Genomic DNA, 24,631 nt, shown 5'->3' on the forward strand with positions numbered 1-24,631 from the left:
CCGCCCAACAGATCCACGCCTACCACACGCGGTCCGCCACCACGGATGACCTGTACCGCTGGGCGAAGCGAGACGCCGAAGGCTTCCGCACCGAACACCCATTGCCTGACAAGCCGTTGCCCGTGCCGGACCTGGACCCGTACCTGACGGCGCTGGCCGCAGCCGAGACTCCCGCCGAGTTCAGCACGGTCACCAACGCCCTGCTAGATGCCGCCGAACCCCTTCTCAACACGGTCGTCGACTACCTGGCCGCAGCCGCGCAATGGCGCCGACAGAACCGCGGCGCCGCCCCCGGCTCCCCGCCCAAACTGCTGAGGGATGCCGCCAGCCGGATCAAGACCGCCGTGGCCATGGCCGCCGACGCCGACCTGCAGATCCTGCGTGCCCACTACGACCCGCCCCCGGACCTCGACGCACTCACCAAGCAGGCCCGCGCAGCCCACGACACGCCACCGGCTCCCCCACCGCCCGTTCAGCAGCCAGGTCCGGGTGGGCCACGGCGGTGACCGAAGCATCATCACCGACCGCCGCTGAAACCGGAGAAACCCACCTGCCACCCCAGCCCGACACCCCTGCCGCCCAGGACTGGGCGGCCGATGCCGTACGTGATCTCACCGACCGGCTGAACGCCGCCCGCTCGTACGACGAAGCCGCCGGCCTCCTCGATGAGGTCCTGGAGCCGACCGAGGGACTCCTCGCCGGCCTCGAAGACTTCTTCGAAGCGGCAGCCAAGACGGCCAAGGCAGCCGAACGCCAGGACGGCTTCGACCTCTACCACGACCTCCAATCGGCCGCGCTCACGCTGCGCCGGCTCGGCGAAGACCTGCACGTCGCCGTCGACCGCATGCATGCCCTCGCCGTTCCCCGGCGCCGGAGCTGGCAGGAAGCCGTGGCCGACTACTACGCCGCCCCCAGCGCTCCCAGCCATTCGGCACCAGCGGCCCCGCCCGCCGGACCGTCCCCCGGCCGCACCCGCTGACAGCGCCTCAGGAACCCATGACCGCATCCCGCACCGACCTGTCCGCCTTCGCCACCGCCCTCGCCCAGCACCTGCCTGGGCAGTGGTACCGCAAGTACGAAGGCTTCCCTCCTCCCAAGGACCACCGGTTGATCGCCGACCGCGTGTGGGACTGCGGTCCCGCCAACTCGGCCGTCCTGGACTTCCTCGACGCCCCCATCCCGCTCCTCGAAGGGCCCGACGACGCACAGCTCTGTGTCATCGAACGACCCCGCTACCCCCGCCAGTACCTGGTCGCCCCGCTGGAGCCCGAGGGCTTCAAGCCACACCACTTCCGCATGGTGGACGAGCCGAACGGCATCGCCGTCCCCGACGACCCGGTCCGAGCCGCCGCCGCGGTCTCCCGCCGCGTGCTGCCCCGCTACCGCCAAGCCATGGACGCGGTCCGTCACAACGCCCGGACCCAGCCCGAGCCCCCGCACCGGCTGCCCGCACCGGAGGTCACCCAGACCCTCACGCTGAACTGGTACCCCGACGGGGTCGTGGGCGCACCGTATAAGTCGGTGCCCGAAGACGCCCGCATGGTGCTGTACGGCTGCCGTTTCCAGTACAGCCCGCACGAGGCTGCCTTCGTGCTGCCCGCCTCATACAGCACCAGCGACCGCGCCCTGCTGATCCAGACCGCCGTCCGGCTCCTCACCGCCCAAGGCATCGGCGTCAACTTCCGCCACGCTGCCCCCGCCTCGGCGGGCCCACCGACCCGCCCGCCCACAGCAGCGCCCTGCACGCAGCCAACAGCGGGCACGCCGTCCTCAGCGCGGCGGTAGACGACCCCACCTCTCCTGGAGTTGCCGCTGTCCGATCCTGACCAGCGGATGCTGCTGCACGACGTGGCCGACCGGCTCAATACCGTGGCTGACCACCTCCCGCTCCCCGACCAGATCCAACCGGACCCGGCCCTGAGCGAGATCCTGGACGACGAAGTCCGCCACCTGGCCCGGCTGCTGGGCTATCTGGTCGGGGAGAGCGCCTTCCGCCACCGGGCCGCCGCCCGCTACCCGACCCGCGTCACGGAAACCCACCGCCGCACCACCCTCGCGCTCGCCCAAGCGGCCGAGCCCACCAGTGCCGCGCTCGCCGCCCTCGGCTCGGCCGTGCACCACCTCGGCCTCCTCGCCGACCGCACCCACCAAGCACCTGGTCCCGCCCGCAGCCGGGCGATCGCCTCCACGTACCAGGGTCTCGTGGACCGGCTCGGTGAGAGCCGCACCTGCCTCGCCCGCGCCGCGAAGCAACTACGTGCCGCCGCCGATACCCGGGCAACACCGGCCGTGACCGCGCCGTCCACGCCGACGGCATCGGCCACCGCATCCCGTACCCGCTGATCCGCTACTTTCCCGGAGCTCCCTCATTCCCCTGAACACCTCCGCCCGCCGCACCGCCCTCGTACTCACCGCCGTATCCGTCGCGCTGACCGCGTCCGCCTGCGCCACCTCCGGCAGCCCGGACGCCGACACCATGGCCACGGTCACGGCCACCCGCAGCGCCTCCCCCACGCCGACCGCCGAGCCGGCGCTGACGAAGAAGGAGGCCCTCGCCCAGATCGCCCATTACTCCAAGATCAACAACGAGGCCAACGCCGACAACAACCGAAAGCTCCTCGACACCATCGAGGACGGTCCGCTGTACGCGATGTCGGTCGCGGACTACAAGCAGGACGAGGGCCTGCCCAAGGCCGACCGCGAGAAGTACAAGCCGTGGTCGTACAACCTCGCCTCCACCGACGTCTACATCCCCCGCTTCACCGCTGGCCAGCCCAAGTGGTTCGCCGCCGTCACCTACAGCGGCAAGAACAACAAGTACGCCCGCGTCCTGATCATGGCCGAGCAGCCCAAGGCGCAGCGGTGGGAGATGGTCGCCGCCGTCGACCTCGACGACACCAAGCAGGTCCCGAAGATCGCTCTCGACGCAGACGGCTACGCCACCGCCATCGACGCGACCTCCCCCAAGGCCGTCGCCGCCCCGGCCGACGTGCTGCGTTCCGCCGTGATCGACAACTTCTCAACCGGCGGCGACCTGACCGGCAAGAAGGTCTTCGCCACGACGAAGACATCGAAGCGGCAGATCAAGGTCCACGACGAGACGATCCACAAGTTCGGCAGCCGCGGCACCACCGAGTTCTCCTCCGCCGTCACCGAGTTCCCCGACAGCTACGCGCTCAAGACAGCCGATGGCCGTGCCCTCGTGGTCCTCGCTCACGCGCACACCCAGCGCGACGCCGTTGCCCACTTGGGGCTGCAGATCGTGCCGGACAAGGAAGACCGCGCCTGGCTCGGCACCACCCCGAGCCCTTCCTTCACGTACACGTTCACCTGCTCCGACGTGGCCACCGTCCCCACCACGCCGGGGAAGTCGCAGCTGATCGGCTACACCTGCCGCCGAACCGCCGCCGAGGGCCTGTCCACCTCCGCGTGAGCACCGCCCCCCCAGAAGCCACGTGGACGAGGAACCACCCTTGCATGTAACCGAGTTCGCCACCGCGCTCGCCGACCGCCTGCCCGGCCGGTGGCAGCCCGATCCGGCGATCACGCTCATCGCCCAGGACGTCGCCAGCAACCGCATCTGGGACAGCGGCCCCCTGGCGTACACCGCCTTCGAAGCCGCCGACGTGCAGCGATGCGTACTCACTTCCCCGCACGGACTCCAGCTGTACGTCATGCCTCGCCCCCACCGCCCGGAGCAGTACCTTGTGCTGCCGATGCTGCCCGCCGGCACCAGCCACGAACACGTCCAGGGCCTGCCGGATGCCCCGCGCGGCATCGCCGTTCCCGCGCATCCCGCCCGCGCCGCAGCCGCCGTACGCCGCCGCTTCCTGATCGACTACCGTCTCGCGGCCATGCCGGCGTGGCGCCGCGCGAGTCCCGGCCGTCTGCGGGTGGAGATCCGGTTCGACGCCGGGGCCCGCCCGCGCATCACGTGCACCTACGGCCGCGCCCTCATTCATCTCCTCGCGTACGGCGGCTTCCTTCTCGACCCCGCCACGGGCGAGTGCCACCTGCCGCAGGACCTCCCGCCCGAGCAGGCCTCCCGCCAGCTCCACCGCGGCGTCGCACGCCTGGAAAGCCTGGACTTCACCGTGGCCGTCCGGCCCCCGCACAGCCCGGCACCAACCGCCGACCGGCCCGTGCCGCCACCGGCCGACCCGCACCCGGGCAGGCGCCGATGAGTCTTGCCGACGACGCCTTCATCGACGCTCGCCTGGCCTACTGGCAGCGCCACATCACGCAGACGGCCGCGAGCCTCATCCCGCCGCAGACCGGTCCGGCACGCGCTGCACTCGGGCCTGTGCTGGACCAGCTCGTCGCCGTGTACAACCTGGCGGGCGGCCTCGTCGCCGACCTGCGCCAGTCCGCCGACGGCTCCCTCGCGACGAGCGACGCGGGATGCGCGTACCTGGCCCAGTTGGCCACCGCGCTCGCGCACAGCAACCGTGCCGCAACTCACCTGAGCACGGCCGTGATCGGCCTCGCCGACACGCACCGGCTCACCCCAAGTCCCGGCACCGCCGCCCCCGTCGAGAGCCGGCTGGCCGTGACGCTCGGCCACGCCGCCGCGCTGCGCAGCCTGAACCGGGCACTGGCAGCCGTCACCATCCCACTCTCCGACGCTCAGCCCTGCACAAGGCCGGCGCCAGCGCCCGCTGCCGCCGAGCAGCACCGCCGTGCCGCCGACAGCACCAGCGCCCACCCCGTGCGCCGCCGCCCCTGAATTTCGGGGTCAACCACCCACCGTCCGAACGTCCTTGGAGAACTCCTGGCCACCCGTTCCTTCATCGCCCGCCCCACCGACACCGGGTACGCCGGCGTCTACGTCCACTGGGACGGCTACCCCAGCCACCATCTCCCCTTGCTGCTCGGCGCCTACCAGTACCGCTTCGGCGGTGATGTCGACGCCCTGTGCCGGCACCTGATCGACGAGGCGCCCGACGGCTGGTCCCAGCTGGGCACCGACCTCCTCGACGGCGCCCCCGAACCCCTGCGCGCCGAACTCGTCGGCAGCGACGAACACCCCAGCAGGAAGCTCGACAACGTCCACGTCATCACCGTCGGCGCAGCCGAGGCCGAGCCGTGGACCGTCACCGAGACCTCCCACCGGGGCCTGGACTGGGGGTACGTCCTGCACCCGCACGGCATCGAAGTCATCCCGCTCGACGCGGAGGACCGCGGTCCCGTCGTGGCCTGGGACACCGACCCCAGAGCCCGGTTCAGCAACAGCCCTTACCGGTGGCGCCCCGGCCACCCGGTCCCAGCGACCCTGCCGCCCCGCACGACGGCCTCGACCATCAGCCCCGCCGCTGCGGCGCCCACCGCCCGGACCGCTCCCCGCCGCTGACGCAACTGTCCTCGCCCCGTTTACCTGTCCCGGAGAACTTCCTGCCCGCGCCATCCCCCGCCAAGATCACGGTCGTCATCGCCACCCAGCTCAAGCCCGAGCGGCTCGGCCACCTGACGGCCATGTACGAAAGCCTCACCCGCCAGCAGGTGTCCTGGGAGGCGGTCGTCGCGCTCGACGGCGCCGACCCCGCCCGGCTCCCGGCCCCGCTCGCCACCGATGACCGCGTCCGGGTCCTGCCGCTGCCCCGCCCGGTAGGGGCAGCGTGCGCCCGCAACCTCGCGCTCAACGACGTGCGCACCGACTACACCAACTGGGCCGATGATGATGACGAGTTCAGCGACCATGCGATGGCCGTACGGCTCGGCGTATTGGAGGCGACAGGTGTGGGCTGGTGCGCGGGATACAGCCAGGACGTGCACGCGGACGGGTCGACGACGCTGTGGCGGTGCCCGACTCCGCCCGGCCGGCACGAGGCCGGGGACGTGTGGACGTACTGGAAGAAGCCCGAGGACACCATCCCGATCGGCCCCACCACCATCCTCGCCCGCACCGACCTCGTTCGCGCCGCTCCCATGGGTGGGCCCGTCCAGGGCGAGGACTACGTCGCCGCCCTCGGCGTCACCAGCCTCGCGCCCGGCATCCTGGTGCCCGTCCCGGTTTACCGGTACCGCAAACACCCTGGCCAGATGACTCGCCAGGACGCGTACGACGCCCTGGAGGCAAGCGCTCGGCGGCATGCGTGGAACTTCGGACGCAGCCTGCGGGCCGCCCTGTCCCGCCTGGAGCCGAGCGATGTGAGCGAGGCGGTCTGATGCGCGCCTCCGCCACCCAGGCCGCTCTTAACTACCTGGGCCGGCGCCTGGACGAACTCGCCGACGCCTTCCCCACCAACGCCGCGGCGGTCGACGTGGTCGCGTTGACGGACGACATCAACGTCCTGGTCCACCATCTTGAGTACGCCACCGAGCGCGCGCAGGAACGGTTCGCTGTGCCGGAGACGGTCTACCTTCCGGAACGCGTCGGCTTGGCCCGGCCCGCCGAGGCCGCTGCCGGGATCGCGGGTGCCCTGAACATGCTCACCGAGGCCCTGACCTACGCCGCGACCGGCTTCCACCGGGAGGCCCTGCCGAACCTCGCCGCCTCCCCTCTACGTAACGACCCGGAAGTCATGCGGAGTATCGCGGCCGACAAGTACGCCGAGGCCGCCGCCCGGCTTCGCGAAACCGCCACGCTCCTGCGCCCTGCGCCCGTCCCGGCGGCACCTTCCACACCGCCCTCAGCCGCGCTACGGACGCAACCGCCTGCCCATGCCGGGTCTCAGCCATGGCAGCGAGCGCAGCGCTGAGTCCACCGAAAGAACCCCGCATGCCTTGGAAACCCCCGGCCGAGATCGCGCTCGCGTTGAGTCCCCGCGCCGGCATCGTCGCCGTCGCTCACGGCGAGCACTACCAATGGGCCCAGACCGCACTGAAGCTCGTCGGATTCCACCGACGCGACGACGGCGCGTTCGCCCTGGCGGTCGACGATCCGCAGGCGGCGCGTGACGCCGTGCACCAGCTGATCCGCACCGCCCGCCGCCACCAGGCCACCGTCACAACCAGCAACAGGCGCTACCTCGGCGACGTCGCCGACGAGATAGCCGCCCACCTACCGGGCCCTTGGAGCGCCAAGGTAGGTGTGCACAGCCACCCGGTATGGCAGCACGACCTGCTCCCGTGGCTGTGGGATGCCGGCGAACTGATCCACGCCGTCCAAACCGAGCGGCTCCCCTACACGGCGATCCTGACCGACGACACGGGGATCGAACTGCTGCTCATTGAACGGCCCAGACACCAACACGACTACGTGCTCGGCGCGTTCGCACCGAACGGCTTCGATGAACACGTCGCAAAGACGAGCCCGCCGAGAAGCATCGTCCTGCCCGCCGCGCCCGGGCAGGCCGCCCAAGCGATCGCCAACCGGTTCCTGCCCGCCTACCACCACGCCCTTCACACACGGCGGTGGGCCACCGTCGCCTTCGCACTCGAGCGGATCCGCGAGGAGTACGACGCACGGCAGGCGATCACGGAGTCCGGCCGCTCCAGCGACAGCAGCCCCATGAACCCCGACCACATCCCGGACCTGGAAGGGCAGTCAGCCAACTTCACCTGGCAGGAGTTCCTCGACGTCCTCACCCACGCACCGGCCCTGCTCGATCAGTGCCGCCCCGCCACGACCACCTGGCCCGAAGACGCCGCCGCACTGCACCGGCTGCGCGACGCCCTGGCGCAGGGCACCGGGATCCTGGCCAACTGGAACGCCCGGCTGGACGATCTCCGCCAGACTCCGGCCGGACTGCCGGCCGAGACGTACGGGGACGCGAAGGCCGAGCGCGACGCGCTCATGCTGCCCGTGATCGAGGCATGGATGGCCGAACGCGAAGTGTTCCTGCGCCAAGCCCGCGCCGCCGCCCCGCTCCACCCACTCGCCGCACACGACCACGCTGTCCGCGCGCTCACGCCAGTCCCTACCCACGCTCCCGGTGCGAGTTCCGCGCGCCGGTGACCCGAGAAGAAAGACCCCGCACCTGTCTGACCACTTCCGCTTCAGCGCCCACCCCGAACACGGCTTCGTGGCCACCGCCACGGCGAACATCCCCCCACACCTGGCCCAGTGGTTTCTGATCCGTGAGCAGTTCGAGCCGGTCCCCGATACGCCGGGTCTGTACCGGCTGACTCATCCCGAGAAGGACGGCCTGCGCCGCACCCGCCAGGCGGTGAAGGACCTTCGCCGCCACGGCTACCAAGTGCACACCGAGCCCGCCCTCGACCCCGGCCCGCCTCAACCGAACGTGCAGCAGGGGCTGGCGACACCCCGCGCCCGCGTCGCGCAAGCCGCCGCACGCCCTGCGTACCTGCCTCCCGCTCTCACCACCACGCCCGTCCCGGCGCCCCGGCCAACCACCGTCCCCGGCACCGGCATCGGTCCCTCCTCCAGACCCGGGCGAGGCAGGTGAGCATGACCAGCACGCCGATCCGCATCCTCCGCGGCCCTGGTGGCGAGGTTGAGGTCGAGGGCCCGTATGACGCCTTCGCCGCGAGCGTCCTGGCCCGCGCCGGATTCGAGACCTACCCCACCCTGCGCGGGCAGTGGGTCCGTCTCCCGTTCGACCTAGGCCGCACCTGGGAGAACGACCGCGCCACGTGGGCGGCCGACATGCTCACCGCCGCCTGCTACAACGTCGACCTCGACCCGGACCTGCGCAGCAGCCCGCCCGGTACGTCCACGCCGCCCTCGGCACCACACCGCACGAAGGCCGCGATGACCGCACAGCCCACCCGTCGCGGCAGCCGCCGCTGAGGTACGGCCACGGCACCCGAGATATCACCAGGCCGCCCTCCACAGCACCCGTGCCGGCGCGAGTCCGTACAACACCGTCGCCCGCACCCCTGGTGTCCGCCAACAGCACCGCCCTACGCCGCTGACCCCTTGAATGGAAGCCCCTCTCTCCAATTGACCACCACCGATCATGTGCCGGCCCAGGTCCCGGCCGCCGCCTCGACTTCCTATCGCGCTGTGCTGGGCAGCCGGCATGTCGCCCGGCTGCTCGGTGGCACCCTCGTCGGACGCATGCCCAACGGCATGGCGCCCGTCGCCATCGTGCTGCTGATCACCTCCCAAGGCGCCTCCCTGGCCTCAGCCGGACTGCTGAGCGCCCTGTACGGGCTGGCTGGCGCGCTCTCCCAGCCGGTCAAAGGCCGCCTGATGGACCGCCATGGCCAGATGCCGGTGTCCGCGCCCGGCGCAGTCATCAGCTCCGGCTGTCTGCTGCTCTTGCTGGTCGGGGACGATCCGACCCTCGCGCTCTTCGCCGTCGTGCTTGCGGGCCTGTGCTCCCCTCCCCTGGAGGCGGGACTGCGGGCTCTGTGGCCCACCGTCCTGCCTGACCCTGGCCGGCGCCGGGTCGCCCTCGCGCTCGACACCGGCTCCCAGGGCCTGCTCTACATCGCCGGCCCGCTCATGGTCTCCGCGCTCGCCACCGCCTACGGTCCCCCCACCGCGATTCTCGCGACTGTCGCGCTCGGCCTCGTGGGCACGGCCGTGGTGCTCACGGCGCCCCCGTCCCGCGCCTTGCGCCCGCAGCACACCGCTGGCTCCACCGCGACCGGGCTGCACAGCACACCCCTGTCGCTGGTCTTCCTGGCCCATGCCGGCTTCGGGATCGTCCTCGGCGCCATGAACGTCTGGGCGGTGGCCATGGCCGAACTGCACGAGGTGGAGCTGCTGTCCGGCCTTATCCCCGCAGCCTTCGCCACCGGCAGCTTCCTCGGCGGCCTCCTCTACGCCCGCCGAGACTGGCCGGGCTCGCCCATCGTCCAGTTGCTCACAGCCGCGGCCGGATTCTGCGCCGGGTGGCTGCCGCTGCTCGCCCTTCCCGGCCCTCGCATGGCGACCGTCGTGGTCACCGTGCCGGGCGTGTTCCTCACCGTGGTGATCGCCTGCGGCTTCACGACCGCGGATGTCCTCGTGCCACCTCTTCGGAGAACCGAAGCGTACGCCTGGCTGATCGCCTCGGTCGGCGTCGGACAGGCCGTCGGCACCGCCCTGGCCGGGGCCCTCGCCACCCACCGCATCACCGCCGCGGCCCTGCCCACGGCCGGAGCCGCCCTCGCCCTGGCGGTCCTGGCCGCCGCCCGCCACCGCATCACCGCCCGCGGTGAGCACTGAGCCCACCGCCGTCGTCCCCCTGCCCCGGGGACGTCGCCACCGCCTCGCTTCCCATGCCCCAACTGAAAGGACCTTCCGCCATGCCCCGCCCCTCTTCGCCCGCCTGGGACCACCACATCGAGGACTGCCCGGTCTGCACCTCGCCCGACCGAGACGAGCCCACCCTGCTGCGCTGCGCCGTCCTGACACTCCTGCAGCACGGCGTCTTCATGGCCGAGGACGACATCCCGCTGCCCAAGATCCTCAGCGACGGCGGCCACTACCTGCGCGGCCTGGCTTCGTCCTTGGGCGGCGACGAGACCACGCCGGTGCCCAAGACCGAGCAGTGGCCCTGGGTCGACGCCGAACTGCGCCTGGCCGTCGCCCGCGCCGCAGGTCTGGACGCCGTCAGCACCCTCGATGCCCGTATCGACGGCGCCCTGGCCACCGCTGCCCGCAAGGCCCCGCGGCGCCAGGCGGACCTCCTCGAACGCGCCGCCGAGCAGTTCGCCCAGCAGCACGCACCCGCCTCCCGCACCCCCTGACCCCGCCGACGCCCGCGCCGCCCCAACGCAAAAGAGAATTCCCGCCCATGGCCGTTGTTGGTACACCCGGCTATCGGAACGTGCGGAAAGGCGAGTCAGGTAGCTGCGGGGCGGTGAGGCCCGCCCTGGAGCAGGTCGGCAGTCATTGCCCATCGTTCGTGGTCCAGCCACGCACCGTTGGTGTGCTGGAAGCTCCGGGCCCGCCTCGCCTTCGCCCAACACCCCACCGCTTTCCCGCCACCACCGATAGGGGATCCGCCTTGCCCGAAGCACCAGCAGAGCCGTTCATGACGATCCGGCACACCATCACCGGCGAGATCACCACCACCGGCTACAACGCCGCCGCCCGGCGGATCCTGCTCCAGGCCGGCTTCGAAGAGACGCCAGGCTGCGCCTGCCGGGCGACGGAACCCGGTACGGAGCGGACGCACGGGCCTGCTCGGCAGTCAGCGAGCTGCTCGTCGTCGGCCATCCCGTGCACCTGGACCGAGCCCTCGGTCGGCCGGTGAGTGCCGACGGTACGCCCCGGTTGGCCCGGTCGCCGATGTCGGCACAGTCCGTGATCCGCTCCGAGAGCGGCCAGCCTCTCCAGCGCATCGCCCACCCCGCCCGCACCCGCACCTGTTGAAGGATCCTCGTTTTGACCACACCCGGAACGCCTACCAGTCCAGCGCGCACCAAGGGCGGCGAACTACGGGCCAAGGTGGCCCGACTGCTGGCCGACCGGCCGGCGGACACGCTCACCATCGGGGACATGGTCAGGCAGCTGGGCCACTCCCACGGCGCCGTCCGCAACGCCGCCCTCACCCTGGTGCGACGCGGCGAGGCCGACCAAGGCGGAACCGGACAACCGGAGTTCCGCGCGAACGCGAAAACCGCCGCAGCCGCGCAGACCGCTGTGATCAGCCCACCGGGCACCCACTCTCCCCGCGCCCAGGCGGCCACGGCCCGCACCACCACTCCCGCAGCAGCCACGCCCAGGCAGACCGGCCCGATCCGCCGCGCGGGGGGCCAGCTCTACCACCCCCGGGAGCTGGCCGATCTGCCCGACGTCGAGGCGTTGAATCGCCTGCGCGACGCCGACGTGCCGGTGCTGCTCTACGGCCCTCCGGGCACCGGCAAGACGAGTCTGGTCGAGGCGGCGTTCCCGGACCTGCTCACCGTCGCCGGTGACGGCGACACCACGGTCGGCGACTTGATCGGCGAGTACACACAGGACGACGCGGGAGCCTACGTCTTCCAGTACGGTCCGCTGGTCACCGCGATGACCGAGGGCCGCGCCCTGCTGATCGACGATGCCACCCTGATCTCACCGAAGGTCCTGGCGGCGCTGTATCCCGCGATGGACGGGCGCAGGCAGATCCAGGTCAAGGCCCACAAGGGCGAGACCATCAAGGCCGAGCCCGGCTTCTACGTGGTGGCGGGCCACAATCCCGGCGTCCACGGCGCGGTTCTGACGGAGGCGCTCGCGAGCCGGTTCAGCGTGCAGATCCAGATCGGCACGGACTATGACCTCGCCCTGGCGCTGAGGATCGATGCCCGGGTGGTCCGGGTCGCCCGACACCTCGCCCACCAGGTCGAACTCGGCGAGCTGGGCTGGGCCCCCCAACTGCGGGAACTGCTCAGCTACCAGAAGACCGAGGCCGTCCTCGGCACCAAAGCCGCGCTCGCGAACCTCGTCGGCATCGCTCCTCTGGAGGATCGCGACGCCGTCGCCGCCGCCGTCATCAAGGCTGTCGGCGTCAAGAAGATCGCTCCCCTCACCCTCGGCAAGCAGCTCCCCGCCTCGGCCGCCCGGCAGCCCCCGGGCAGCACCGGCTCCGCACACCGGGGCCGCTCGCGATGAGCGCCCACCACCACGTCCAGTCCCCCGCCACCACGCCGGACGACGACGCCGACCTCGCTCGATGGGACGACGACGGCGCCCCGCCCGCGCAACCCCGTTCCTCCCCGCACTTGTGGCTGCGCGTGGGAGCCGAACTCGGCGACCGGCTGGTCGACCTCTCCGGCCGCCAGGACCTCCTCGTCACCTGCCGCCCCGGCACGCGCAGCGGCGCACCGGCCGCGTTCTTCCCCACGCTGGGCGAGGTCGAGTTCGACGCCGGCCTGTTCGCCCCGCTCCAGCCCCACGAGATCCATCCGCGGATCGTGGGTGACGAGGAGCGGTATCCCGCCGCCTGGGGAGTGTTCGTCCACGAGGCCGCGCACGCGGCCCACTCCGTCTGGACACAGCCTGCCGGAGCGAACCCCCGTGTCGTCGAGGCCGCGCTCCTGCTGGAGGAGAGCCGTGTCGAAGGCGCACACCTGATCACGCGGCCCACGGACCGCACATACCTGCGCACCAGTGCCCGAACCCTGGTCATGCCCGACATCGCCCACCCCACCCTCCAGGGCATCGAGCACGCCGCCGCCGTGGCGGCCCTGGTCCTCGGCCGCCGTGACGTCGGCATCCTGGACGCCGGCGAGACCCGGGCCGTCGCCGATCTGTGCGAAAAGGTGCTGGGCGCAGACCTGCTGGCCACACTCACCCGCATCTGGACCGCAGCCCACCAGTGCGCCGACCACGACGCCACGACCATGCTCGCGCACGCTCAAAAATGGTGCGACGCTCTGGACACCGCGGCCCCCGCCCTGCCCGTGCCGGAGAACCTCACCGATCTGCTGTCCGGCGCCGTGGGGGTCGTCATGGACAGCACGGCAGCCACCGACGCCGCCGACCTCGCGGCACAGGCCGCAGCGACCAACGCCATGGCCGCGCAGTCCAAGGCGCAGGCTCAGGACCGCGCCCAGCGGGCCGGCCAGCGACGCAAAGCCGCCGCCACCGCCAAGTCGGTCTTCAACGCCCGTGGCACCACCGTCACCCCCGACGGCACACCGGCGCCCTACGGCAACCCGGTCACCGGCACCCGCAGGCCCACCGCCGCCGAGCAGAGTGCCGCCGCGCGCCTGAGCCGCGCCCTGCGTGCCGCCGCCTACCGCGAACGGACCGAGGAGCGGACCACCAGCCCCACCCCGCCCGGCCGCCTCAACATGCGCGCGGCCCTCGCCCGCGACGCTCAGCGCGCGGCCGGGTCGGTCCCCACCGCGGAACCGTTCACCCACACCCGCCGCCGGAACTCCCCCACCCCACCGCTGCGTGTGGGTATCGCCGTCGACGTCTCCGGCTCCATGCGTGCCGCCTGCGCGCCCGTCGCGTCCGCTGCCTGGATCGTGGCACGCGCAGCAGCCCTGACCGACCCCGACTCCCGTACCGCCACCATCGCCTATGACAGGCACCTGACCGCATTGACCCGGCCCACCCACCGAGCACCAGAGCGCGTGACGACGTTCGATGCCACCGGCGGCCACCACAACCTCGGCGACGCCATCGACGCACTCGACCACGGCCTCGAACTCAGCCGACCCGGCGCCGGCCGCCTCCTCGTGATCGTCACCGACGCCCGGTACGGCAGCGACGAAACCGCTCAAGCCGTCACCCGCGTCAAGCAGCTCACGACCGCCGGCTGCGCCGTACTCCAGCTCACCCTCACCGCGAAGTCCCACCACTTGCCGGGGACCACCTTGCTGCACCTGCCCCAGCCCTCCAGCGCTCCCGTCGCCATCGCCACGGCGGCCACAGACGCCATCCGCAGGACACGCTGAGACGACGCAGAAGGCGGAAGCGTCCCCGAGACCACCGCCAAGCACTCCAGACCGCCTCCGTCCGCCGCATGAATCGTGCATCTGATGCACGACCCGCCGCAACGACGCAGGCCACCACCCCAACCGCCAACGAAAGGCACTCGATTTGAAGCCCCAGACCAGCAGCCCGACCTCGAACGTAACGCCCATCAAACGGAATTCCCCGGGGGTCCAGAAGACCTGGACCGTCGTCCACGCCTGTGGACACGAGATCACGCACGACCTGTCCGACCGTCCCGCCGACCAGCGTGCCGGATTCGCCCGCTGGCTCACCGAACGCGACTGCACCGACTGCTGGAAGGCCGCCCGTGACGGCGACAGTGCCAGCAAGGAGGAGTGGCTCGCCGCCCGGCGCACCGAAGAGCAGCAGGCCGCCGCTCAGTGGGCCGAGCAGTTCGACATGCCGCCGCTGGAGGGCACCGAACGCGCCCAAGGCTGGGGCGAGCGCTGCCGCCATCAGCTGGCCACCCGCGCGTATGCCGCCCTGGTCACCGAGGGCACCTGGGACGAGACCGACTGGACGGTGCTGGAGGAAAAGATCCGCACCGTCACCCGGGCCGGATGGTGGATCGACCAGCGCGATGCCGAGGGCACCGATCTGCCCGAACTCCTCGACGCCGCCACCGAACACGACCGGAGCACCGAGAACCCCTTCCGGTAGCCGACCAGCGGTTATACCCGACGATCCCCGGTTACCGAAACCGGGGATCCGCCGGAGCATTGAGCCTCCCACCGCCATCCGTGCCGCTCGTGGAAGGACCCATGCTGTGCCCGACGCTCCCGGCCCCTCGCACATACCCGCCGCCTGGACGCCGTCCCTGGAGACGCTCACCGCCAGGCGGGACATCACCCACGCCCATTTCGTCCCGGGCGACACCGTCGTGATCCCCACCGGCGTCGCCGACGGCCATCTGTCGGGCGACGTCATGACCATCGTCGCCCCCTCCTGGCACACACCGACGGACGAGGACGGCTGGCGGCTGCGCAATCCCAAGGGCGGCGAGCGCACCTTCATCACCGCCCACCCCCGCTACATGATCCACCTCTCCCGTCACTGCCCCGACTGCCTGATCTACCGCCGGGCCCTGGAGGACTACGTCCTGCCCAAGGTGCCCTCGGCCAGTGGGTCCTTCGACTGCGGCTGGTACTCGCTCACCCACCTCAACCAGCTCGTCCACCGCGCCGACGCCCGAGGTGGCCGGTGACCCTCCAGCGGATCCGGACGTCCAAGGACTGGGCGGACCACCCGGACGCGCCGTCGTGGGAGCATCCCCGCGCCAAGGGCCCGCAGAAGGAACGCTTCGCCATCTGGCACGCCGACGTGCGTCTGGCCCCCCGCGACCGCCAGTTCACCGGCCCGGAATGGTCCGAGATCGCGCACCGCCTGGCCCGCGCCGCGGGTACCGCCGCCCCCGGCGACACCAAGGGCTGCCGCTGGATCGCCCTCCAGGCTCAGCCCCGGCGGCTCGACCTGATCGCCAACCTCATTCGCCCCGACGGCACCTGGACCGTCCAGGCCAGCTTGCTCCTCCGGATGGCGGCGGAATGCCGACTCCTGGAGACCGCCCTCAGCCTCCTTGCGCCCCTGCCCGCCCGGTCGTCGCGGCGCACCGCCGCTCCCCCGGCCGCCGTGCGCGCGGCTGTCGGGACGACGGGGCAGCTCGGCGAGCTGTTGCACCAGCTCGCCGACGAGACCACCGGGCCGCTGGCCACCGCGCGCGGGCTCGTCGAGCACGCGGCGCACCGCCTCGGCGCCCTTCCCCACCCCGATGGCCTGGTCACAGAACACCAGTTGGAGTGGATCGCTCGCCGCCTGTACGGCATCCAGCAGGACCTGGACAGCGTTGCCGCGGACCTGGCCGCCCCATTCCGCCCGCCCGTCCCCGCCCCCGGGGCGTCTGTCCCCCGTTCCACGTCCGCGTCCGCTCGTACTCGATCAACTCCTTAGAAAGTTGCCGCTCTTTACCGACCGCCGCGAAGCGTACGAGCTTCCGCTCGGCGTCCAGGTCGCACATCTCGCCGAGCGCCTACGCCAGGCCATCACCACGGACGAAGCCACTGATGTCCTCATCGAGTTACCGCCACCCACGACGGCATCCTGACCGCCCTGGGCGACGTACTCGCCACTACTGCCGACTTCTACGAACACCTCGGCCACCCCGCCGACTGGCACACCACCAGCGGCTGCAGATCGTCTGAACCGACCTGGCCCACAGGCGCGCCGACCTCGCCGACCGGCATCAACACCCCGGGCGGCGGCCGTTGCACCGTCGAGACCGGGCCGGGCGAGAGGGAAGCCTCCGCCGTCTGCTCCTGCCCGCCGCCCCACATCCCCACCACACTGCATCCCCTCCCCGCCGTGCCGACTCCCACCGGCCGCCGAAGATGCCCCATCCCTTGAGGAAACTCTTGCCCGCCACCGATGACTCTCTCGCCTCCTTCGCTGCCGTCCTCGCCGGCGAACTGCCCGGCCAATGGAGCAGCGAGTACCACCCCGACCGCGGCGGCTCCACCGACCACGGCGAACTGACCGCCGAGGTCTGGGACCTGGACCAGGTCGCCGCCGCTCTCGCCGAGCACTCCCTCGACCACTGCGCGGTTCTGACCCGGCGCGCGGACGGCACCCGGCTGTTCGTCATGGACCGCAACGACGACGGCTTCCTCATCTCCGCCATGGCCCCCAACGACCTGCCCACCGAGGCGTACCGCGGGGTCCGCGAGCCCGACGGCATCGCCGTCGTCGCGAACCCCTTCCGCGCCGCCAAGCACGTCTCGCTGCGCCTGCTGCCCCGCTACGAGCAAGCCCTCGCCCAGGTGCGGGACAACGCCGCCCGCCTCTCCGCCCAGGCGACCGACCAGCAGGAGCGTGTGGTGCTGACCTGGTCCGGCGAGGACATCGTGACCGCCCGGCCCGACCGCGCAGACATCGCCAAGGCCCTTACCGAGCACGGCTTCGTGTCCGACGAGGCACGCAACCTGTTCGTGCTGTCCGACGGCGATTCAGCCCAGGTGGCGGCATCCGTCCGCGCCGTCGGCCACCGGCTGTCCGCGCTGGGCCTCGGCGTCCTGCTCTCCCGCCCGACAGGCCGGCCCGCGCCGGACATCACCCACGCCCAGCCTCCCGCCAGGCCAGTTCCGGCCTCTCACCGCACGCGGTGAACGGCCGCGCACAGGGGGGCGAGCCGGACTTCTTCGTCCTCGACTACATCACCATCACCCGCGATCCGCGCACGCAGCTGGTCGTCGCCATCGGCGGCGACGACCGCGCGGCCGGCATTCTGCAGGCGGCCGGGGGGTTCATCGACGCCCCCGGCCCTCGCGGCCCGTACCACCGCCAGCCCCACACCATGGCCGTCGACCAGCAGCGAACCGGCGCCACGGCCGCAGCCCTCGCGCTGTTGCAGGCCGGATACAGCGTCCACATCGACCCCGACCTCAACACGCTGAACACCTCGGACGGGGACCGCAAGGCCGCCCACCGTTACCTTCACCGGCTCGCCGAGCGCGCCCGCGAAGCCGACAGCGATCGCGACGTGGCCGGTTACCGCAAACCCCTGACCGACACCGTCCACGCCGACACCCCCACCGGCGCACCCGAGCAGCTCCTCGCGCTGCTCGACCGGCTCGGCTTCGATCGCAACACCGTCCAGCCCGCGGGCCCTTCGGGCCCGGCCTACCTCTGGCACGAAGCCCCCGCCCACCTCGGCGAGGACGAGAAGAAGCAGCTCGCCTCCCGCGCCGTTCCCACGCTGTTGATGGCCGGATACGTCGTCCACATCCCCGACTACCTCTTCGACGAAGCCGCCTACCGCAGCGCCGCCGCCCAGATCCGGGCCCAGCGCGCCGCACCCACCACACCCGCGCCCTCAGCCGGGGCGTCCTCCCGGGCCCGCAGCGCGCGCCGCGCCGGCTGACGTCGCCCAAGCCCTCTGTTCGTTCCGCAGGAGCCCCATGCACCACCCCACCGTCCCCTATGTCCTGGCGGCGCCCGGCTACCTCGCCGGCGGCAGCGACTGGGAGCATCTGACCGAATGGCTGCTGCGCGGCCACGGCTGGCGGGACGTGTCCACGATCGACCAGCACACCGCCCTGGCCAGCCCCGACGGCCGCCTGCACGTCGCCCTCAACCGCCGGGGAGCCTGGACCTGGACCCTGCGCGCCACCGCCCCCGCTGGCCGCGAATGGGCAGCGATCCTCGGCGCGCACCTTCCCGTCGAGTACATCACCGCGCTCGTGGACACCATGCTGCGGCCTGACCCCCACCACCGCCCTGATGTCCTCGGCTCGTTGCACGCGGCAGGCTGGACCGCGGACGCCGCGGCCCCCACGCCTACGGTCGTCTCGCCGGACGGCCTGGTCCGCTTCACCGAGGAGAGCGCACTAAGCCCCACGCGCGGGCCGTGGCGCGCCGCCTGCACGGTCGACGGACATACCTGGTGGACAGCCGTCTTCAGCACCCACACCCCGCCCGGCGTCGTCGCCGCGTTCACCCGCAGCCTCGCCTCCGACGACCCGCTGCCGCGCATGGCCATCGGAACACCGCTGTACGGATGCGGGCCCTACACCCGCCTCACCCAGACCCTCTACGGATACAACGACGAGCAGGCACAGCTCGAAGCGCGGATCACCGAAGCCCGCGGCCACCGCCTCGCCGTCGCACCGCCGCCCTCCTCCCGTCGCACGCCCCGCACCCGCTGACTGCCCCTCCCTTCCGCTCATCACCTCGTCTCAGGAGCTTTCCGTACCTCTCGTACCGCATCGAACCCCGCCGCCGATCACAGCTGAACGTCCGCCCCGCCTGGCTGTCTTCCTCTTCCGCCGATACCTGCGTGCCCTCGTCCTGAGTCCTCGTGAGGGGGCCACTCCGCTGGCCGCCGGCCGACCCGAAGCCGCCCTGGACGAATCCCGCCGCCTCGGCCACCACATCTGACTCCCACGCCCCGCATCCCGACCAGGAGGCCCGTGACCGACCACTCTGTTCACCCCGTGAGATTCGCCCAGGAGATAGCCGACCAGATCGGCTGGCTGACCGAACATCTCGCGCTCGCGCCGCCGCGCGAGGCCGCCCACATCCTCGCCACCGTCCTCGACCAGGACGTCGGTGTACTGGGCCGGTTCACCGCTTTGATGGCCACCGGCTCGCAATTCGCCAAGCACCACTCCGAGCGCGGCATTCTCCCGCCCGAGGTCTGGCTCGCGGTGGGCCGCGCCGCCAACGAACTCCACAGCATCGGCCAAGACCTCGACGAGCACGTCGAACAACTCGACGCCCTCGCCAACCCCGCCGCCCCGCCCCGGCCGGCAACACCGCCACCGGCCGCTTCAGCGCTCGTCGTCAGACGGCGCCGATGAAGAAGCAGTGGACCGGCTGGGGGCCGGGGCAGCAGCCAGAGCAGCACTACCTCATCCAGCCCCGCCATCTCGCCGGTGGCGGCGACCTGCGGCACGTCACGGAGTTCCTGCGCGCCTCAGGCTGGAAGGACAAGTCCACCACCGGGGGCCGTCTCGTCTTCGACAGCCCTGACCGTACGGTCCGTGTCGGCTACGACCCGTTCACCCAGCCCGGCGGCTGGACGGTCTCCGGCAAGCCGACCGCGCAGCAGCACGCGTGGCATGCGACCTTCGGACGACAGGTACCTGTGGAGATCGTCGCCGGGTTCACCGACGCGCTCACCCAGCCCCGCTCCGCGCACGCGCCCAACGTCTGGGCACCGCTTCAGCAGCAGGGCTGGAGGACCGAACGCGACGGGCAGTTCACCGCGACGAGCCCGGACGGCGACGCGTTCGTGCAGTTCTACTCCGACGGGGCCGGTCAGGCCCACTGGTTCGCCGGAGCCGGTACCGAGCACGGCCGGAGCTGGGACGCGACGTTCACGCCGACCACCCCGATGCATCTCATCCAGGCGTTCGCTACCGCTCTGGCCGACCCACGGCCGGTGATGCGTCCGCGCGGGCACGTCCCGCCGTCTACCCGGATCCGCACCACCTCCGTCTCCGTGCTGCCCTCCGAGCTCGGAGCCTGGCAGCAGGCCCGGATCACCGCCGCCCGCGCCGCGACCTGGGCGCGCAACTCCTGGACTACCGCCCGGCCCCGGCGTACCCCCGCCCCGGGCCCCTACTCCGCAGCGGGCAGCGCACGCCGCCGCTGATTACACACCGTCGCCATTCGCACAGCCGGACCCGATGCCAGCCCGACGGGCGACGCACTCCCACCCGCGGTCTTCCGCCGGGCCCGCTCCCACTCAACCCGAGGACCCTTCATGCCCGACCACTTCCCGGACGACGTCACCCCCACCCCCGACGACATCCGCGACGCCGCCGAGACCCTGTCGCAGCTCACGGAGTATCTGCGCACCAACCCCGACCTGCGCACGGCACTCGCCCTCATGGAGCCGCTGCTCGACGAATACGCCGGCCTTCCCATCCAACTCGGCGACACGCTGCGGGCCTTCGCCCGGGCCCTCACCGACAACCCCACCATCCCGCACGGCGCTGCCCCCACCCTCGTCGCCGACCTGCGCAGCGCAGCGTGGGAGCAGACTGGCCACCACAGCCTGCACTACACGCTCGACGAACTGCGGGCCATCCTGCGCTCCGAACTCGGCACTGCACAGGGCCGTTCGTGACGCACGCGGAGCGGCAGCTGACCGAGCACTCCGTCCAGATCTCCTGGAGCATCCGGCACGACACCAATCCCCGTCACCTGGCTGGAACCGGTGACGCCCGCCGTCGCACGCCCACCGGCACACCGGCCAACGCCGATCAATCCGAGCGGACTGGCAACGGTCTGGCCCTCTCCATCCCTCTCCCATCCACAGCCCAGTGACCCACCCCTACTTCCCCACCCGCGCCAACGAGCCGCACAACACCATCTGGTTCGAGACCCGGCCTCGGCACCTGGCCGGACGCGGCGATCCCCGACGCATCACGCAGACGCTGCGCGCCGCCGGGTGGAAGAACGATTCCGACCCGGACTATCCCCACGTCCTCCTGGCCAGCCCCGACTACCAGCACACCCTGGTCCTGGAACCCGGACCAGAGCCGTACGCAGCATGGTGGCGCATCCGCAGCGGATCCCAAGAGCGGCGCTGGTACACCGAGTTCGGCGGCAACACCCCTGTCGAGATCCTCGCCTCACTCACCGACGCCCTGCTTCAGCCCGCACCCGAGACCACCCCAGACATCTGGCCGACCCTCACCTCGGCGGGCTGGACCTACGAGCGCGACGAGAACGGCAACGAGAGCGCCGCGCATCCGGACGGCATCCTGAGCCTGCGCCGCTGGACCGTCTCCCCTGCTGAGCGCTTCTTCTGGACCGCGGAAGCCACCCTCTCCACCGGGCTCGGCGGCCTTAACCGGCTGTGGCGCGCCTCCCTCGACGACAACATGCCGCAGCATCTGATCGCCGCGTTCGCCGCCGCCCTGGCCAGCGACGAGCCCGTGCAGCGCGGCCGTTACGACGTGCCCCACTCCCATCTGGTCACCCAGCACCAGCGTGGACCACAGGGCGAACAACTCGCCGCCGCCCACGAGGCACGTCTGAAGGCCGCCCGCACCGCTGCCCGCAAAATCCGACGCAGCACCGCCCTGCCGACGCACAGCGGACCAGCTCCCGCCACCGCCTCCCCGGCCACCGTGCGGGGTCGCTGACCCGGCCAGGCGGCCCGGCCGCCCGGCTCACCACCCACCCTGCCCTCACACCAGACCCTGCACCCGGAATGCCTTTGATCCCCACCACGCCCACCCCGAACGAGATCCACCAGTTGCAACTGGACCAGTTGGACGCCTTCCTGCGCGAGAGCGAACTCATCCTCGAAGCCTGGAACATCTACTCCGACGAACACACCGACCTCGACGGCTGGCCACACGACGATGACGCCTACGGTCGGCGAGCCGCCCAGCGCGACGCCGACACAGCCAACGCGTTCGAGGCAGTCCGCGAGCAAGTTCACCAGCTGCTCGCCACGGCCGAGATCCAGCTCGCCTCCCTGCCCGCCCGCGCGGTGCAGAACCGCTGGGTATGGCAACTGGGCACCCTGCGCGACGCGCTCGACAGGCTCGACGCCCTGCATGACGAGGGGCACCAGGCCCTCGACGGCTTGCCTGCCGACGCCCGTCCCGGGACCGAGTTCTTCGACGACGCGCTCGCCATCCACCATGCCGAGGCATGGAGCTCGCTCGACGACTGGGCCACCCACGGACACGTCATCCGTGACATTCACGCCGCCGCCCGCCACGCGCCCTCGGCCCTGGCCCCGGCGCCGACCACGACCGCGGCCTCCGTTCCCGGCCGGCACAGCCCGGCGCGGAGGTGACGGTGTCCGGCATCGCCCCGTCACGTACGTCGCCCCGCGCCACCTCGCCGACGCGGGGCGACAGCGGCCGCGTCCTCGCTCACCGCGCGAGCCCCCTCGACTCCCCATCACAGGAACCGCACCCTGTCCGATAACTCCGCCAACAGCACCGACGGCTACGACATCGTCCTCCGGCTCCTCCTGGCAGTCCTCGCCGTCTTCGTTCCCCTCTCCCACCTCGCCTGGCTGTCCGGCAACGTCACCGCCTACCTCACTGAGGGTGCCTGGGCTCCCTACCAGCCGACCGCTGCCCTGCTCCACCCCGACCAGCTCTGGCCCAAGGCCGGAGAAACGTCCCTGCTCATCGGGGCCCGCATCGTCCCGACTGTCGTCCTCCTCGCGCTCGGTGCCACGGCCGGAGCCCTGTGGGCCCGCCACAAGAACCGCAGCGGCGGCCGGAAGAAGATCAACGGAATGGCCAAACCGCGGGACATCGAGCCGCTCATGGCCAAAGCGATCACCGCCAAGGCCCGCTCCCTGCGCCCAAGTCTCAAGAACGCCAAACACGTTGAAGCCCGGGACACGGGCATCCTCCTCGGCAACCTTCAGGGGACCCGTCATGAGGTGCGCATGGGGTACGAGGACGTCGCCGTCGCCATCATGGCGCCGCGCTCCGGCAAGACCACCAGCCTCGCCATCCCCTCCATCCTCAACGCCCCCGGCCCGGTGCTCCTGACCTCGAACAAGGCCGCAGGCGACGCCTTCACCGCCACATACGACGCCCGCGCGAGCGTAGGGCAGGTGTGGGCCATGGACCCACAGCAGATCGCGCACACTGCCCGCGAGATGTGGTGGAACCCCCTTGCCGACGCCAAGACCCTCGACGGAGCGGGCAGACTGGCCGGCCACTTCCTCGCCGCCTCGGTGGACGCCTCCCAACAGGGCGACTTCTGGTCCAAGGCTGGCAGCAACATCCTGTCGCAGCTGTTCCTCGCCGCAGCGCTCGACGACCGCGCGATCACGGACGTCATGCAGTGGCTGGCCTTCCCCGCTGACCGCACACCGCTGGACATCCTCCGGGACCACGGTTTCACTGCCGTCGCCGCGCAGCTCAAAGGCACCGTGGAAGGCCCGCCCGAGACTCGCGACGGCATCTACGAAACCGCCCGCCAGTACGCCGCCGCGCTGCTCAACAGCGAGATCGCCGCATGGGTCACACCACAGAAGGATGTCCCCGAGTTCCGGCCGACGGAGTTCGTCACCTCCACCGACACGCTCTACCTGCTCTCGAAGGACGGCGGAGGAGGAGCCTCAGCGTTGATCGCCGCATGTGCGGACTCCGTGATGCGGGCCGCGACTGCTCAGGCCGAACGCGCCGGCGGACGGCTCGACCCGCCGATGCTCGCGATCCTCGACGAGGCCGCCAACGTCTGCAAGATCAGCGACCTGCCCGACCTGTACTCCCACCTCGGCAGCCGAGGCATCATCCCGATCACCATCCTCCAGTCTTACCGCCAGGGCCAGAAAGTCTGGGGCGACGCGGGCATGGACGCCATGTGGTCCGCCTCCACCGTCAAGGTCATCGGCTCCGGCATCGACGACCCTGACTTCGCCGACAAGCTGAGTCGGCTGATCGGCGACCACGACGTCGAGACCACCTCCACCTCCCACTCCGAGTCCGGCAAGTCCACCTCCGTATCGATGCGACAGGAGCGGATCCTGCCCGCCGACGCGATCCGCGCCCTGCCCAAGGGCACCGCGCTGTGCTTCGCCACCGGCATGCGCGCCGCGATGCTCGACCTGCGCCCCTGGTACCTCGAGCCCGGCGCCGACGAGCTATCAGCCGCCTCCGCCCGCGCCTCAAAGGCCATCACCGCCCGCGCCGTAGCCAAGGCAGCGCCGAATCAGAGCGACTACCGGCCCGCGGCCTAGGAACGGCGACCCGGTCCTGAGCGCCCTGATCAAGCGAGGACTCGTCGCGGTGGACACCACGACACTTTTGCACCCGGGCCAGCGCCTCCGCGTCACCGCCGAAGGCCATCGCGCCCTCGCCCATCACAAGCCCACCACGG

General features: G+C 71.5%; 30 protein-coding genes. All 30 read left to right on the forward strand.

Features of this window, described 5'->3' with window-relative positions:
- Positions 1-101 precede the first annotated feature (101 nt).
- Positions 102-506, forward strand: a complete 405-nt coding sequence (locus AQJ91_RS42480; protein ID WP_234383370.1) for a hypothetical protein — start codon at positions 102-104, stop codon at positions 504-506.
- Positions 503-979, forward strand: coding sequence for a hypothetical protein (locus AQJ91_RS42485; protein WP_067033618.1), 477 nt, complete (start codon positions 503-505; stop codon positions 977-979). Before AQJ91_RS42480 ends, AQJ91_RS42485 begins: the two co-directional genes overlap by 4 nt.
- A gap of 17 nt (positions 980-996) precedes the next feature.
- A complete protein-coding gene (locus AQJ91_RS42490) occupies positions 997-1,785 on the forward strand; it encodes a hypothetical protein (RefSeq protein ID WP_067033621.1) in 789 nt (262 codons plus the stop codon).
- 48 nt (positions 1,786-1,833) lie between these two features.
- A complete protein-coding gene (locus AQJ91_RS42495) occupies positions 1,834-2,343 on the forward strand; it encodes a hypothetical protein (RefSeq protein WP_067033624.1) in 510 nt (169 codons plus the stop codon).
- Positions 2,344-2,476: 133 nt separating this feature from the next.
- Entirely contained in the window at positions 2,477-3,433 is a 957-nt protein-coding gene (locus AQJ91_RS42500; RefSeq protein ID WP_234383371.1) for a DUF8094 domain-containing protein, read from the forward strand.
- Between the two features lie 40 nt (positions 3,434-3,473).
- Complete coding sequence (locus AQJ91_RS42505; protein WP_067033627.1) at positions 3,474-4,184, forward strand: hypothetical protein; 711 nt, start codon at positions 3,474-3,476, stop codon at positions 4,182-4,184.
- Positions 4,181-4,726 carry a hypothetical protein gene (locus AQJ91_RS42510; protein ID WP_067033629.1) on the forward strand — a complete coding sequence of 182 codons (546 nt, stop codon included), beginning with the start codon at positions 4,181-4,183 and terminating at the stop codon, positions 4,724-4,726. Before AQJ91_RS42505 ends, AQJ91_RS42510 begins: the two co-directional genes overlap by 4 nt.
- 138 nt (positions 4,727-4,864) lie before the next feature.
- Positions 4,865-5,350 carry a hypothetical protein gene (locus AQJ91_RS42515; protein WP_234383372.1) on the forward strand — a complete coding sequence of 162 codons (486 nt, stop codon included), beginning with the start codon at positions 4,865-4,867 and terminating at the stop codon, positions 5,348-5,350.
- A gap of 122 nt (positions 5,351-5,472) precedes the next feature.
- On the forward strand, positions 5,473-6,165 hold the full coding sequence (locus AQJ91_RS42520) for a glycosyltransferase (protein WP_067033732.1): 693 nt from the start codon (positions 5,473-5,475) through the stop codon (positions 6,163-6,165).
- Positions 6,165-6,698: a hypothetical protein gene (locus tag AQJ91_RS42525; RefSeq protein ID WP_067033633.1), complete on the forward strand. Its 534-nt coding sequence runs from the start codon at positions 6,165-6,167 to the stop codon at positions 6,696-6,698. Before AQJ91_RS42520 ends, AQJ91_RS42525 begins: the two co-directional genes overlap by 1 nt.
- 20 nt (positions 6,699-6,718) lie before the next feature.
- The gene (locus AQJ91_RS42530) at positions 6,719-7,897 is read left to right on the forward strand and encodes a hypothetical protein (RefSeq protein ID WP_067033636.1); all 1,179 of its coding nucleotides are present in this window, start codon (positions 6,719-6,721) and stop codon (positions 7,895-7,897) included.
- Complete coding sequence (locus AQJ91_RS42535; protein ID WP_234383373.1) at positions 7,875-8,348, forward strand: hypothetical protein; 474 nt, start codon at positions 7,875-7,877, stop codon at positions 8,346-8,348. The genes AQJ91_RS42530 and AQJ91_RS42535 overlap by 23 nt, the downstream gene beginning before the upstream one ends.
- A gap of 2 nt (positions 8,349-8,350) precedes the next feature.
- On the forward strand, positions 8,351-8,692 hold the full coding sequence (locus tag AQJ91_RS42540) for a hypothetical protein (protein WP_067033639.1): 342 nt from the start codon (positions 8,351-8,353) through the stop codon (positions 8,690-8,692).
- A 153-nt stretch (positions 8,693-8,845) separates the two neighbouring features.
- Complete coding sequence (locus tag AQJ91_RS42545; RefSeq protein ID WP_067033642.1) at positions 8,846-10,060, forward strand: MFS transporter; 1,215 nt, start codon at positions 8,846-8,848, stop codon at positions 10,058-10,060.
- Between the two features lie 80 nt (positions 10,061-10,140).
- A complete protein-coding gene (locus AQJ91_RS42550) occupies positions 10,141-10,584 on the forward strand; it encodes a hypothetical protein (protein WP_067033645.1) in 444 nt (147 codons plus the stop codon).
- A 287-nt stretch (positions 10,585-10,871) separates the two neighbouring features.
- Positions 10,872-11,093 (forward strand): hypothetical protein, encoded by a 222-nt coding sequence (locus AQJ91_RS42555; RefSeq protein ID WP_067033648.1) that lies wholly within the window; start codon positions 10,872-10,874, stop codon positions 11,091-11,093.
- 194 nt (positions 11,094-11,287) lie between these two features.
- Positions 11,288-12,430, forward strand: a complete 1,143-nt coding sequence (locus AQJ91_RS42560) for an AAA family ATPase (protein WP_067033651.1) — start codon at positions 11,288-11,290, stop codon at positions 12,428-12,430.
- Complete coding sequence (locus tag AQJ91_RS42565; RefSeq protein WP_067033654.1) at positions 12,427-14,226, forward strand: vWA domain-containing protein; 1,800 nt, start codon at positions 12,427-12,429, stop codon at positions 14,224-14,226. Before AQJ91_RS42560 ends, AQJ91_RS42565 begins: the two co-directional genes overlap by 4 nt.
- Positions 14,227-14,476: 250 nt before the next feature.
- Positions 14,477-14,926, forward strand: a complete 450-nt coding sequence (locus AQJ91_RS42570; protein ID WP_067033737.1) for a hypothetical protein — start codon at positions 14,477-14,479, stop codon at positions 14,924-14,926.
- A gap of 106 nt (positions 14,927-15,032) precedes the next feature.
- Entirely contained in the window at positions 15,033-15,470 is a 438-nt protein-coding gene (locus AQJ91_RS42575) for a hypothetical protein (protein WP_234383374.1), read from the forward strand.
- Entirely contained in the window at positions 15,467-16,213 is a 747-nt protein-coding gene (locus AQJ91_RS42580) for a hypothetical protein (RefSeq protein WP_067033657.1), read from the forward strand. Before AQJ91_RS42575 ends, AQJ91_RS42580 begins: the two co-directional genes overlap by 4 nt.
- A gap of 461 nt (positions 16,214-16,674) precedes the next feature.
- The gene (locus AQJ91_RS42590; RefSeq protein WP_107122687.1) at positions 16,675-17,424 is read left to right on the forward strand and encodes a hypothetical protein; all 750 of its coding nucleotides are present in this window, start codon (positions 16,675-16,677) and stop codon (positions 17,422-17,424) included.
- Positions 17,421-18,179 (forward strand): hypothetical protein, encoded by a 759-nt coding sequence (locus AQJ91_RS56830; RefSeq protein ID WP_234383375.1) that lies wholly within the window; start codon positions 17,421-17,423, stop codon positions 18,177-18,179. Before AQJ91_RS42590 ends, AQJ91_RS56830 begins: the two co-directional genes overlap by 4 nt.
- Positions 18,180-18,216: 37 nt before the next feature.
- A complete protein-coding gene (locus AQJ91_RS42600; protein ID WP_067033663.1) occupies positions 18,217-18,963 on the forward strand; it encodes an SPDY domain-containing protein in 747 nt (248 codons plus the stop codon).
- 288 nt (positions 18,964-19,251) lie between these two features.
- Entirely contained in the window at positions 19,252-19,617 is a 366-nt protein-coding gene (locus AQJ91_RS42605; RefSeq protein ID WP_234383376.1) for a hypothetical protein, read from the forward strand.
- A complete protein-coding gene (locus AQJ91_RS42610) occupies positions 19,614-20,414 on the forward strand; it encodes an SPDY domain-containing protein (protein WP_067033669.1) in 801 nt (266 codons plus the stop codon). Before AQJ91_RS42605 ends, AQJ91_RS42610 begins: the two co-directional genes overlap by 4 nt.
- Positions 20,415-20,525: 111 nt before the next feature.
- Positions 20,526-20,891: a hypothetical protein gene (locus tag AQJ91_RS42615; RefSeq protein ID WP_067033673.1), complete on the forward strand. Its 366-nt coding sequence runs from the start codon at positions 20,526-20,528 to the stop codon at positions 20,889-20,891.
- A 196-nt stretch (positions 20,892-21,087) separates the two neighbouring features.
- Positions 21,088-21,915, forward strand: coding sequence for an SPDY domain-containing protein (locus AQJ91_RS42620; protein WP_234383377.1), 828 nt, complete (start codon positions 21,088-21,090; stop codon positions 21,913-21,915).
- A gap of 68 nt (positions 21,916-21,983) precedes the next feature.
- Positions 21,984-22,580, forward strand: a complete 597-nt coding sequence (locus AQJ91_RS42625; protein ID WP_067033675.1) for a hypothetical protein — start codon at positions 21,984-21,986, stop codon at positions 22,578-22,580.
- A gap of 453 nt (positions 22,581-23,033) precedes the next feature.
- On the forward strand, positions 23,034-24,491 hold the full coding sequence (locus AQJ91_RS42630) for a type IV secretory system conjugative DNA transfer family protein (RefSeq protein WP_407697040.1): 1,458 nt from the start codon (positions 23,034-23,036) through the stop codon (positions 24,489-24,491).
- Positions 24,492-24,631 lie beyond the last annotated feature (140 nt).

The sequence above is a fragment of the Streptomyces dysideae genome, from assembly GCF_001514305.1.
GTDB classification, from domain to species: domain Bacteria; phylum Actinomycetota; class Actinomycetes; order Streptomycetales; family Streptomycetaceae; genus Streptomyces; species Streptomyces dysideae.